Origin of the sequence: Roseiconus lacunae, from assembly GCF_008312935.1 — a bacterium.
Lineage (GTDB): Bacteria > Planctomycetota > Planctomycetia > Pirellulales > Pirellulaceae > Stieleria > Stieleria lacunae.
In genome coordinates this window covers 91,874-105,194 of record NZ_VSZO01000007.1, presented here as the reverse complement: position 1 = coordinate 105,194, position 13,321 = coordinate 91,874, and the positions used below count along the sequence as shown (strand labels likewise).

The 13,321-nt window shown below is 53.6% G+C and carries 6 protein-coding genes; all 6 read left to right on the top strand.

Annotated features, from left to right (window positions below; all coding sequences use genetic code 11):
• Nucleotides 1-1,872 carry a type VI secretion system baseplate subunit TssF gene (gene tssF, locus FYC48_RS10585; RefSeq protein ID WP_149496680.1) on the top strand — a complete coding sequence of 624 codons (1,872 nt, stop codon included), beginning with the start codon at nucleotides 1-3 and terminating at the stop codon, nucleotides 1,870-1,872.
• A 17-nt stretch (nucleotides 1,873-1,889) separates the two neighbouring features.
• The gene (gene tssG / locus FYC48_RS10580; protein WP_160149446.1) at nucleotides 1,890-2,852 is read left to right on the top strand and encodes a type VI secretion system baseplate subunit TssG; all 963 of its coding nucleotides are present in this window, start codon (nucleotides 1,890-1,892) and stop codon (nucleotides 2,850-2,852) included.
• Between the two features lie 33 nt (nucleotides 2,853-2,885).
• Nucleotides 2,886-5,657, top strand: coding sequence for a type VI secretion system ATPase TssH (tssH, locus tag FYC48_RS10575; protein ID WP_149496678.1), 2,772 nt, complete (start codon nucleotides 2,886-2,888; stop codon nucleotides 5,655-5,657).
• An 874-nt stretch (nucleotides 5,658-6,531) separates the two neighbouring features.
• Nucleotides 6,532-6,918 (top strand): PAAR domain-containing protein, encoded by a 387-nt coding sequence (locus FYC48_RS10570; protein ID WP_149496677.1) that lies wholly within the window; start codon nucleotides 6,532-6,534, stop codon nucleotides 6,916-6,918.
• Nucleotides 6,919-6,924: 6 nt separating this feature from the next.
• On the top strand, nucleotides 6,925-8,010 hold the full coding sequence (locus tag FYC48_RS10565) for a methyltransferase domain-containing protein (RefSeq protein WP_149496676.1): 1,086 nt from the start codon (nucleotides 6,925-6,927) through the stop codon (nucleotides 8,008-8,010).
• A 273-nt stretch (nucleotides 8,011-8,283) separates the two neighbouring features.
• Nucleotides 8,284-13,293 (top strand): carboxypeptidase-like regulatory domain-containing protein, encoded by a 5,010-nt coding sequence (locus tag FYC48_RS10560; RefSeq protein WP_149496675.1) that lies wholly within the window; start codon nucleotides 8,284-8,286, stop codon nucleotides 13,291-13,293.
• The last annotated feature ends 28 nt before the right edge of the window (nucleotides 13,294-13,321 follow it).

Below are 13,321 nucleotides of genomic sequence, written 5' to 3'. Positions count from 1 at the left end.
ATGGATCCACGACTACTGACGTATTACAACCAAGAATTGCAATTCGTTCGCGAATCCGGGGCCGAGTTCGCGGAGGAATATCCGAAAATCGCCAGTCGACTGGGGATCGATGATTTTGATTGCGCCGATCCTTATGTGGAGCGGCTCTTCGAAGGCTTCGCGCTCCTGGCTGCTCGGATCCAGCTCAAACTCGATGCGGAATTTCCTCGGTTCACTCAGCATCTGCTGGAGATGGTCTGTCCGCATTACCTCGCACCACAACCTGCGATGACGGTGGTTGAGCTACAGCCGGATTTGACCGAAGGTGCTCTGGCAGAGGGGTTCGATATTCCAAACGGTACGGTGCTTCAGAGTCTGCTCGGCAAAGGTGAACAGACTCGATGCACATTTCGCACTGCCCACGCGGTTAAGCTCTGGCCACTTCAGTTGACCGAGGCAAACTACTTCTCGCGCGACGTCGCGGCACTGAGTCTCCCTGACGATCCGTCAGTCAAAGCAGCTTTAGTGATTCGACTTGAATCGACCGCCGGATTGAAACTCAGTCAGTTGGCTGTCGATTCATTGCCGCTGTTCATTCGTGGCGGCTCAGACGTTCCGATGCGGCTTTATGAACAATTGATGTCCAATGCCGTAGGGCTCGCCATCCGACCCGCCGGCGGCGATTCATCTTGGACCGTTCAAATGGGCAGGGATCGGGTCGCCCCGCTGGGATTCGAAGATGAGAACGCAATGCTGCCTTACGGTCCGCGTTCCTTCAAAGGCTACCGTCTGTTGCAGGAGTACTTTGCGTTTCCGCAGCGTTTCATGTTTGCCAATTTACAGAGACTTTCGGAAACACTGCCGCACTGCGAAAGCGATGCGATAGAAATCGCCATTCTGCTTAATCGCCGTGATTCACGTTTAACAAACCGCGTTGACGAATCGCATTTTGCTTTATTTTGCACCCCGGCGATCAATCTCTTCGAAAAGCGAGCCGACCGTATTCATCTCACTGAACGGCATTCGCAGTACCAAGTGATGCCAGATCGAACCCGTCCGATTGACTTCGAAGTTTACTCCGTCAAAGACGTTCGCGGTTATGGTAGCAGCAACGAACGGGAACAAGAGTTCAAGCCGTTCTACGAAATCAACGATTCGAGCGTCGAACAGAACAAACGCGCGTTTTACACGCTCAACCGGCGACCGCGAGTTCTCTCGGCAAAGCATCGCCAATTCGGTCCGAGGTCCAGCTACGTCGGCAGCGAAACGTTTATCGCACTTGTCGATGCGAACGAAGCTCCGTACTCACACGAATTGCGACAACTCGGGATCGATACACTATGCACCAATCGTGACCTCGCCCTACAGATGCCCGTCGGTGTCGGCGAAACCGACTTTACATTGGAAATCAGTGCCCCGGTCGAACGGATTCGCTGTCTAGCAGGACCGACCAAACCGCAACCTTCACGCAGCTACGAAAACGGTCAGACCACATGGCGTCTGATCAGTCATCTCACGCTCAACTATTTGTCGTTAGTCAACGACGATGGCAGTGCCACGGCGCTGCGAGAATTGCTTTCGCTCTACTCGGACATCAACAACGTTCTCGTCAACAAACAAATTGACTCAGTTCGTTCGGTCGAATCACAAGCGGTGACCCGGCCGATTTCATCTTCCGGCCCGATCAGTTTTGGACGCGGAACCGAAGTCACCGTAACATTGGACGAATCCGGATTTGAGGGCACCGGTGCGTTTTTGCTCGCCGCGGTGCTCAACGAATTCTTTGCCAAATATGTTTCGATCAATTCGTTCACCGAAACAGTTTTCCGAACCACCGAGCGTGGCGAGGTGATGCGATGGCCGGCACGCATGGGACGGCGTCACACGTTATGAACACGACGCTGCAAAAAATGACAGACGCTCCGTATCGCTTCGATTTTTATCAAGCGATGCGAATGCTCGAGTGCACCTTTCCGGAGATGCCTCGTTACGGACATGCGGTTCGCTTGTCCGATGATCGTGTTCGACTGACCCAGGAGCCATCCCTCAGTTTCGCACCGGCGTCACTCTCAAAATTCGAGAAAAGCGAACACGATGACTTCCATCGATTGGCCGTGCGTTTTTTTGGCCTGTGCGGTCCTAACGGCGCCTTGCCGTTACACCTAACCGAATATGTTCGCGATCGGATCAGACATCACGATGATACGGCCTTCGCGGCCTTCCTAGACGTTTTCCATCATCGAATGCTGTCGCTGTTTTATCGCGCACACGCCGATGCGCAACCGACCTCGCATTTTGACCGCCCGGACACCGATCGATTTTCCGTTTTTGTCAGTTCGCTAGTCGGCACGGGAATGCCGAGTTTGCAAAACCGTGATGCATTCCCGGACCTGGCGAAGCTGTTTTACGCGGGGCGTCTTGGCTGCCAAGCGAAAAATTCGGAAGGACTGGAAGCGATGATCAGCAGCTTCTTTCAGGTCCCCTGTCAAATCGAAGAATTCGTAGGAAACTGGACGGAGATCCCGGATCAATACCAGTTTCAGCTCGGAGGAAGTGAAAACGCATCGACGTTGGGGGTGGCCTGTACGGTCGGACCTGACGTCTGGGATTGCCAGCAGAAGTTCCGTGTAAAAATCGGACCCGTTGGCTGGGACGACTTCACCAAGATGCTTCCCGGTGGTCGTAGTCTCGATCGTTTGTCTGCCTTAGTAAAAAACTACATTGGCGATGAACTGGCTTGGGATTTGAACTTGGTTCTTCAACAAGAAGAAACCCCATCGTGGCGACTCGGGGATGCTCAACTCGGTGAAACCATGTGGATGGATGACGACGGAGTCAAAGGCGACTCCGGTGACCTGTTTATTACTCTTTAATCCACGCATCGCGATCAGCGAAGGAAACACATAGTGTCTGACATCAGCCGTACCTCACTGTTTGGAAAGCTTAATAGCGTCGGCTACAAGTCGATCGAAAGTGCCACCGTCTTTTGCAAGATGCGAGGGAACCCCTACGTCGAATTGGTTCACTGGTTGAATCAAATTTTGCAACTCGAAAACTCCGACTTGCACTGCATCGTAAAGCAATTCAACCTGAACCCGTCCCGATTGGTCAAGGACATCACCGATTCACTCGAGAAATTGCCGCGCGGCTCGACGTCGATCTCCGACCTTTCGGCGCATATCGAAGATGCCGTCGAACGTGGCTGGGTGTACGGTACGTTGATGTTCGGTGAGACACAGGTCCGTACCGGACACCTGATCGTCGGGATGTTGAAAACTCGATCACTGAAGAACGCGCTATTCGCAATTTCTTCCGAATTCGAAAAAATCAAACTCGAAACACTTACCGATCGCTTCTCCGAAGTAATCAATGGTTCGCCAGAAGAGCACTTGGGTGCCACCGATGGTTTTCAAGTCGGCGGAGGAGCCGAACCGGGCGAGGCGAGCGGCGCGATCGCTCCCGCCGCAATGGGTAAACAAGATGCCCTCAAACGATTCACAGTCGACCTGACTGAAAACGCACGTCAAGGCAAGATTGACCCGATCGTCGGGCGTGACGAGGAAATCCGCCAGATCATCGACATCCTGATGCGGCGTCGACAAAACAACCCGATTCTGACCGGTGAAGCCGGCGTCGGGAAAACCGCCGTGGTCGAAGGTTTCGCGTTAAAGATTGCTTCCGGTGATGTCCCGCCACCACTACAAGACGTCTCGCTTCGTTCTCTCGATGTCGGATTGCTCCAAGCAGGTGCGAGCATGAAAGGTGAATTCGAGAACCGCCTCAAACAAGTGATCGAGGAAGTTCAAGCGTCCGAAAAGCCGATCATCATGTTCATCGACGAAGCGCACACTTTAGTCGGAGCAGGAGGTTCGGAAGGGACCGGTGACGCGGCCAATCTACTCAAACCGGCACTCGCAAGGGGCACACTGCGAACCGTCGCCGCGACGACTTGGGCCGAATACAAAAAGCATATCGAGAAAGACCCCGCACTGACGCGGCGGTTCCAGGTCGTCCAAGTCGAAGAACCCAGCGAAGAACGCGCAATCCTGATGATGCGTGGAATGGCGTCGACTTTGGAGAAGCACCACAAAGTGAAAGTGCTCGACGAAGCTCTCGAAGCCGCCGTTCGTCTTTCGCATCGGTACATCCCCGCTCGTCAGCTGCCGGACAAATGTGTCAGCTTGCTAGACACCGCGGCCGCTCGCGTCGCGATCAGTCAACACGCCGTTCCCGCTGAGGTTGACGATTCGCGCAAGCGGATCGATGCCCTAAATACGGTTCTTGAAATCATCGCCGATGAGAATCTGGTCGGTGTCGAAACCAATGATCGGCAAGCATGCGCCGAAGCGGAACTGACCGAAGAGAAGTCGCGACTCGCCGAACTAGAAGCCCGGTGGAACGAAGAGAAAGATTTGGTCGAGCAAATCCTCGACATTCGGGCTAAGCTGCGCGGTCACAGTGGAAAGATCGAAGGTACGAACAGCCCTCTCGAGAAAGCGGCCGACGCCGAAGCAAAAAATGTGACGATCCAAACCGGCGAACCGATCGGCGACGATGGCCCGGTAACTTCATCGGAAGATGACGGCGAGCGACAGACACTGCTCGATGAGCTGAAGAAATTGCAAACCAAACTACATGAATTGCAGGGCGAACATCCACTGATCTTGCCAACCGTCGATGAGCAAGCCGTTGCTTCGGTCGTCGAGGATTGGACCGGTATTCCGGTCGGCCGAATGGTCAAAGACGAAGTCGCGACCGTCTTGAACCTAGCAAATATCCTCAACGATCGTATCATCGGACAACGCCATGCGTTAGATATGATCGCTCGCCGGATTCAAACGTCACGAGCGAGCCTAGATAATCCCAACAAACCGATCGGCGTGTTCATGCTGGCGGGACCTTCAGGCGTAGGCAAAACCGAAACCGCACTCGCGTTGGCCGAAGCCCTCTATGGGGGCGAACAGAACGTCATCACGATCAACATGAGCGAGTTTCAAGAAGCTCACACTGTCAGCACGCTCAAAGGTGCCCCTCCCGGATACGTTGGTTATGGTGAAGGTGGCGTCCTGACCGAAGCCGTTCGCCGTCGACCGTATAGCGTGGTACTGCTCGACGAAGTCGAAAAGGCCCACCACGACGTTCACGAAATCTTTTTCCAAGTCTTCGACAAAGGCTGGATGGAAGATGGCGAAGGACGCGTAATCGATTTTAAGAATACGTTGATCTTGTTGACCACCAATGCGGGAACCGACTTGGTCATGAACCTTTGCAAAGATCCAGAGTTGTTACCGGAACCGGATGGGCTTGCTAAGGCGTTGCGTCCCGAATTGCTGAAGGTATTTCCACCCGCTCTCTTGGGGAGGATCGTCACGATTCCGTACTATCCGCTCAGCGACCAGATGATCGGTGAAATCACCAAGCTCCAGCTTCGCCGTATCGAAAAACGAATTAAGTCGAATCACGAAATCCCGTTCACCTACGATGATAATGTGATTGACTTGATCGCCAGCCGCTGCACCGAACTGGAAAGTGGCGGACGCATGATCGACGCGATTCTCACCAACACGGTGTTGCCGAATATCAGCAGTGAGTTTCTGACGCGAATGATGGAAGGCAAGCCGATCGATCGAGTGCACGTCAAAATTGATTCGGGCGAGTTTGCCTACGCATTCGATTGAGCGATCTCGCGATTCGTATCAAACCTCGGCTGAGATGCGACACCTTTTTCCGCCGTTTGTATTGGGAAAAGGTGCCGGTACTAACTCGGACGTATTGCAGGGCCGGATGGATACGATCTTGCGATCCGCTCAGCATTCGTTTCGTGAGAATTCACTTCACGAACGTCCGATTCTCTGAACCCCTCCCATGATGGCGTTCCCTTGACGAATTGTACCGATCGCCTGCGACGACCGGATGTCAATGATCCACCCCAATTCTGAAGCGTCTGGATTGGGGCAATCAGCTTTCCTGTTGCTTCGGCATCTTTCAATTCCGAGAACCGATCCTTTGCTTCCTTGGCACGGGCGTCGTAGATCAGGCGCATTTTAGGGTTTTCCGCGGTCATTTCCATGATTCCAGTGGCGGTTTTTCAGGTAGCGTGAAACGCGGTTCGCGATGTTCGTCTGAGTCTACTGTTTCTCGAAAATACTTCGACAACTTCGCGATGCGTCGTAGGCTACGGTGGAACCGCAATAGAAGGATTTATCCCCCATCGGCTGATGAACCACGCCCGGCGTTCCGATTAAGACAAAGCACTGACGCCCATCAAGCGGAATCACGAGTGTAGCAACTTTCGGATAGGCTTTTCGTTCGATCGATGCCCTCCTGACTTGCCGGACTTGAATGCGTTAGATTGTGTTTGGTATTCCTCGCGTGAACTACGCTAGTCTTTTGTTCCGTTTGAAGACAGGGATGAGAGTCATCAGCCGACGGGCGTTAACCCCGGTGATAGCACCGAAACCGTGGCTAACGCCATGCGGTTAATCCCAAATCGATTTGGAACGAAGCACTAGGTTCGCGACATAGCTAAACCACTTTGACGAGAGCGTTTTCATGGGGCAGCCAGCAGCACGAATCGGTGACTTGGTTAAACAGGACGCGCCGCATTGTCACGCGCCCATTCACCCGCCCGCACCGGTGCCCACGCCGATGGCGCACCCCGCGTTGCCGCTCGCGATTGTTAAAGGAGCGCCAAACGTATTAATCGCCAACATGCCGGCCGCCCGAGCGACAGACACGACGATCCCCTGTGCGTTACCGGGGTGTGTTCCCGCGGGCCCCGGAATGATTGCCAAAGGATCGTCAACCGTGCTGATCGGCGGATTGCCCGCCGCACGCGCGAACGATCTTTCGGCTCATGCCACCTGTGTCGGGCCGATCCCAAGTCCAACCGGAAAGGTACTGCCGCCGTGTGCGACGAATGTCTTGATCGGTGGTTAACCATCGATGCGTTATGAATTGTTCGAAACCGTTCGTCCACGCTGTCCGGTCTGCAATACTGAGCAGCTTGATAGCGTCCTGAAGCTTGCGTCGATCGATCAACAAGAATCGGACCAAGTGATCGAAGGCCGTCTCGAATGCCCAAATGGGAGGTGCCGTCGGGAGTACCCGATTATTGACGGAATCCCGTTGATCATTCGGGATCTCCGTCACTACTTGCAGAACAATGCTTCGCAGCTTTGCATGCGGAGCGATTTGTCGACGACGACCGGCAGCATGCTTGGCGATTGCCTCGGACCTTCATCATCGTTCAATACGATGCGGCAGCAACTGAGTAGCTACATCTGGGATCACTATGGCGAGTTTGATCCAGAAGAGATCTGCAACGACCATGCTCCCAAGCCGGGCGCACTTGCGAGATTACTGAACGATACCCTGGAAAGCGCGGAACTGAATCCGGTGGGATCGGGGCCGATTCTTGATTTAGGTTGTGGCGTCGGCCGTACAACGTTCGAACTTGCGGCTCGATTCAATCGCCCCACGCTCGGAATTGACTTGCATTTTCCAATGTTGCAGGTCGCCTCGCATCTCACACGTTCCAGCGAACTCAGATATGCGCGACGTTCGGTGGGACTTGTCTACCAGGATCGCCGTTTTCAAGTTCCTTTTCGCCGTAATGCCGCGGTCGATTTTTGGGCCTGCGATGCGACCGCCTTACCGTTTGCACGCGGGCTATTTTCTGCCGCGATTAGTTTCAACGTACTCGATTGTGTCCACTCGCCCATTGAAATGCTAATGTCACTCGGAGCCGTTTTGGGTGAAGGAGCGAAATGTATCGTTTCAAGTCCATACGATTGGAGCGAGTCGGCGACCACAATCGAATCTTGGCTTGGCGGTCATTCCCAACGCGGGATCGATCATGGAAGTAGCGAGTTGGTTGTTCGGCGACTACTCGAAGAGGGCAGCCCAGACCGGATTCCGGGGCTGAAATTACTTTCCGACGCAAATCATCCCTGGCAAGTCAGGCTGCACGACCGAAGCTACGTCAATTATCAAACACACGTCTGTGTGATTGAAAAGATCGACCACTAATGCTTCGTCTCCACCTTTCTACATGCGTCCAATCCCTGAATTTGACCTTGACGAGACAAGTGCCGCCGATCGCTATCTCCCGTAAAAATAGGTGCAAACGTTAAAGTCACCGAAGTTAAGTTTGCCGCATCGCATCACCAAAGAGAATCACAGGCGTAGGACCTGCGGTCGGTCGAAGACGACCAAGCGTGTCTATCGATTCGTCCTCCCTTCGCACCATTCGACTGGCTTGCCGGTTTGGTATTTGGTTGCAGCAGAATGCTTGGCTTGCAGATGCAACACCCTTCCCAATCGCATCCTTCATGGCAACAACCTGCGCCTAAGCGTAGCCATACCCGCGCCATCCATGCGTTCGTTCGAATCGCGATTGCCACTGTCTTGCTCTTGCTAATTGCGGGACTGACTTGGCTACTGTTCCCACCGTTCTTTTCGCCGCAGACCCATCTGGTACTGGTGCGCAACAGTGCCACCGATTCAATCGATCTACCGATCGTTCGCTTTGCCGAACAAGACTTCAGCGACTTAGCTTCCATCGATACGTGGAATATTTCCGACTGGGCATCGCTTCTTCAATCAAAAGACTCAGCGTCTCGATTGGGAAAGCGTCTTCAAGAACAATCGCTGCGATCCTCCGATCGCCTCGTGATGTGCATTGCCGCGCAAGGCACCACGCTAAACGGCGAAGCGGTGCTTCTATGCGACGATTTTGATCACGATGAACCTGAACGCGGTAGTCTCTCGATTCGCGAACTATTAGGACAGATCGCCAGTTCAAGTGCGGGTGAAAAGCTGATCGTCTTGTATGGCGGATCGATCGAATATTCGCCAAGGCTGGGTGTCATCTCGGATTCGTTTCTCCAACTCGTTACCGACGCGGTCCACCGGACCGGTGACCGATCACTTTGGGTGTACTGCTCTCATTCGCCGAAACAATCGGTACATGTAGAGACCGCAGTCCAACGGAGTGTCTTCGGTATGTTCTTTGCCGGCGCCGTCGCCGGGGCGGCCGACGCAAACACTGACGGTCATCTAACGATCGATGAGCTTACGACTTTTACCTCTGCAAACGTCCAAAAGTGGGTCGAAGTATCTTCTGAAAAGTCCCAAACTCAGACACCTTTTCTGATCTGGGGCGGTGGCGAAACAATTCAGCAAAACGCGACACTTCTCGCCGTCTCCGAAGCGAACGCGAAACAAAGTTGGACCCCAAGCAAACTGTTCGAAAATAAAACTGCAGACCGAAACCGAGGAAGTCTCGAAACGCTTGTGTTGCCTGATGCAGACGTCGCCCCCGGCACGAGTCGCAGGATTGACGTGACCTTGGTGTCTGCAGACAGTGCCAATCCGTCGGCGGAACCCGCCTCGCCGAACGAGAATGCACAAGGTGCTAAATCGCATTCGCCCAAGTCGCCGAAAAGTGCGTCAGCGGTCGGTCCAAACCAGATCTCACAACTTTCTAAAGCTTGGGCGCTGGTTCACCCGCATTCTCGGCACGACACCGGCTACACAAAAGCGATTACCCGCCGACCTCATTTGCTTCGGGAGTTGCAACAGGAACTAATTTCACTCGAACAACAACTATTCTTTGGATCCCGGTTGCAGAGTGAAACTGCCGCGGCACGCTTGGCAAAACTTGTCAGAGCATCAGAGGCCCCCACGCATGACGACAACAAGAACGCTTTACTCGATTCGCTATTCAGTCCAGTAGCAACGAACGAGAGCGTCTTGCCTTCCGTTACAACGGACCGATTGACTCTGTTGTCGATCATCGAGCAATCCGGAAAACAGGATCACACCGTTGATCTTCCTGGATTGGAGCGGGCGATTCGATGGCAGGATCGAAAATTGCTCGAAACATGGATGAAGGCAAATTGGACAACAGATTGCGACCGGTACCAGGAACTTCGCTGGATCAAGTGGCTTTACGATCATCCGGTATTCGACTGGGAGACGGTTCAAGTCAGCTCGCTGGCGTGTCTCATCGGTGAACGTGCCGCCGCGCTGGATTACCTGCACAATGGTTGGGGGCGACAACTGGTCGAGCAAGCGGATGCGCGACGCAACTTTGCGGCCCGGCAATTACGATCCAATAGCACCGCCTGTTCAGAGCCAAACGCAAAAATCTTGATGAACTCCGCATTGGAGCTCTACCAAAACGCGATCGATAGAAATCACTTGGTGTCGCAAGCTTTAGAGGCACGCGACCAAGCCATCTATCGTCTGCCCTTCTATTTTCAAGCAGTCGGTACGTCATCGCTGTCGAAAACGATGGCCGAAACGCTCGAAGAGCTGGTGGAATCAGCAGACCATCTTGCCAAGATCACTCGTGAACCAGATTCCGCCTTGGATCAAGACTTAGAAGCTGCGATGGCGAAGGTACTTCGTGACCTCGATGAAGTTGATTCGAAGCTCGGAGATCAAGCGGCAAACCGACTAGCCCAATCCCCCCCCAGCAAGTCTTCTGCGATGAAGGCATGGCAATTGCTTCGCACGCCGTTCCTATCGTCAACGGTACGCTTCAAGCTATATCGACTCATTGAACAAGTCGCGAAGGAACAGTTTCGAATATTTGAATTGGCGGATCTCGAGTCTTCCCTGACGATGAATCATGAAGCCACACCAAGTCTTGAATTAGTCTTAAGACGCACATCACTTTTGACCCGCTATGCATCAATCGCGCTGACTCTTCATCGGGGGCCCGACCAAAGTGGTTTTGCCAGCGTGATTGGCAACATGCAAGATCAGCACGACGCATTGACTGAGTTTATACGCTCCGATGGCGAGGAGAATGCTGTTCAACAACGCCAAAGTCTGATCGATCAGTTTGAACAATCACTCACGCTCTTTTATGACTCACTGGTCACAGAACTGTCAACAGAACCGATCGACGGGCGTGAGATCACTGACCAAGAAATCGCATTGCGATTTCTTGCCCCCAGTGATTCATGGCGGTTTTCGGAACTGAACGTTCAAACTCTCTCCATGCCAGATCGCTTGCGATCAACCATGTGTTGGCAACTCAGACGCCAATGGCAAAGCGATACGATTCAGGGGAGTGCCGTCAATGATGCAGATGTACGGCGAATCGCCGATTTGCTCGCATCAGAGGACATCGCCATCCCGCAAATAACAGGTGTTGAGGAAATCGACCTGCAATATCAACCGACCCAGCAATTCAGTTTCGAGATCACCAACCCCACCGATCAAACTTTATCACTGGTGCTGTCGGCAGATTTTGATCCGGAACGTCTTTCGGTAGACGTGTCGAGAATCGATCCTTCCGATGACACACGGGCAGCGATTACTTGGCAATCATCGTCGACACCTCTGGGGACACCGCAGACCGAGCCAATCGTATTGGAAGCTCGAGACACAGTTCGTTTAGAAGCCAAACTCTCCCGCGAAGCGCTCGCGACGTCAACGATGCCGGTGCACTTTGATTGGTATGCGACGTCGAAATCGGGTGGCCTAATCGACACGACAACGTTATTGCTGAGTCAACATATCGCGGCCAAGCTACCAGTCGCGGAACTCGTCATCGACGATGGATCCCATCGAACCGTCTCTGATGGCCCCGAGCTAGGCGTGCTGCCTTTTCCTAATCGTCTTCAAGATTTGAAGTTTGGATTGATCGCCGGAGCTGCCGCCCCAAAAGAGATTGAACTGAGTTGTTATTCAATTTCTCAACCTCTTGATGGTGACAACTGGCAGTCCGAATGGCTGAAATTTGCCGGAGAAAAACTGTTCACGTCCACATACAAGCTCGATACGCGAGGGACGCCCATTTACGCCGCTCCACCGGCACCGAAGGAAGCACCAAAGGCCCCCCCGGAAAAGACGCCGGATTCGTCCGTGTCGATCACCAATGGACTCGTCGTTGTTTTGAAAGACACTTCATCCGGTCAACAGACACTCCGCCGAATCAGTTTTGCCGTCCAGCGTCCACGTCGATACCTGGGACTGAATGTTGCATTCGATAGCGGACGCAACCGTATTGTCGTTGACGTCGCAGCATCTGATCCGCAAGAGCTCCCTGCCGTGGGGCCTGTGAACATCTCCTGCCGTCTCGCCAATGTGTCTGAACAACTACGCGGCAAACTTAGCGGGCTCGTCACAAAAAGCCATCCGGCAGATCGAATGTTCCTCGAATTGCCATCAGTCAATCGTGAAACGGTGCGTCTGTTCGTTGACGTGGACGGCTTTCCGCGGGCATTCGTCTTCGACGTGCAATGCAATCTCGATGGTTCAGTTACCGAACGAACCGATTTGTTGGAAATGCAGCTTCAATCGCTATCACAACGGAACGTTTTACCGGCGACGGATCATCTTCAAGTCACGGCAAAGCTAAACATGCCGGTTGGTCGATTTGAAAACGCCAACGACTTTGTCGAAGTCGGCTTGGACCTCAACAAGGATGGGGTCCCTGATCCAGAGTCACGAGTTCGATCCTACAGTGACCGACAGGTTGATGTGGCCTTAATGAAAGCCTCCGCCGACGGAAGACTTTCGATCAAGGCAAACGTCAACGATTTCGTATTCACCCTCCCGACATCGAGACTAGAAAATCTGTCCATCAATGTCGCCGGTCGAGTTCGGGTGGGACCTACGTTCCATACCTATGCACCGCTACCGCTTTACATCGACGGCGAAGCTCCGATCGTAGGCCCGGCAGAGCCCGCTAGTCCTAATACATTGCCAATCGCGGGGAAGGAATTCCATCTCGACGTATGGGGTTTCGATCGCGGTTCGGGCGTCCAGCGAATCGAGGCCGTGCTTGACCAGGATGGATCGGGGGCCTTCCCGAAGGCCGGTCCAACGATCGCTGCGATCAGGAAGTCCCTCCGACGATGGGATCTCGCGATCAAGTTGCCTGCGGATGTAACACCGCAAACGTTACTCGTCCGCGGAGTCGACGAAGTCGGCAATGTCGGCAAACCCTTTCCGGTCAGCATTGATGTGACTGCCGAAAACCAATCCACTGCAACTCCTCCTGCACAGATCGCGGTGCGGGGACTGGTTCAGTTTCACGGAAAGCCCGTCCCCGATGCCGAAATCACGGTGGTCACAGGTACGGATGCAAACCCGATGGCGAAGTCGTCAGCTGGAAAACCTACCAAAACACGCTCGATGCCCAATGGAACCTATCAACTGGCCGGTTTAAATCCCGGTAAATACACGTTGATGGTCCGAGCCGTGATACGAAACCGCGTTCACTTGGTCGAACAGTCGATTGAGCTCAAGCCCTCGCCTTCGACAGTCATCACGGATGTGACGCTACCATAACTCGCCTTGCTTATCATTCACCTCGACG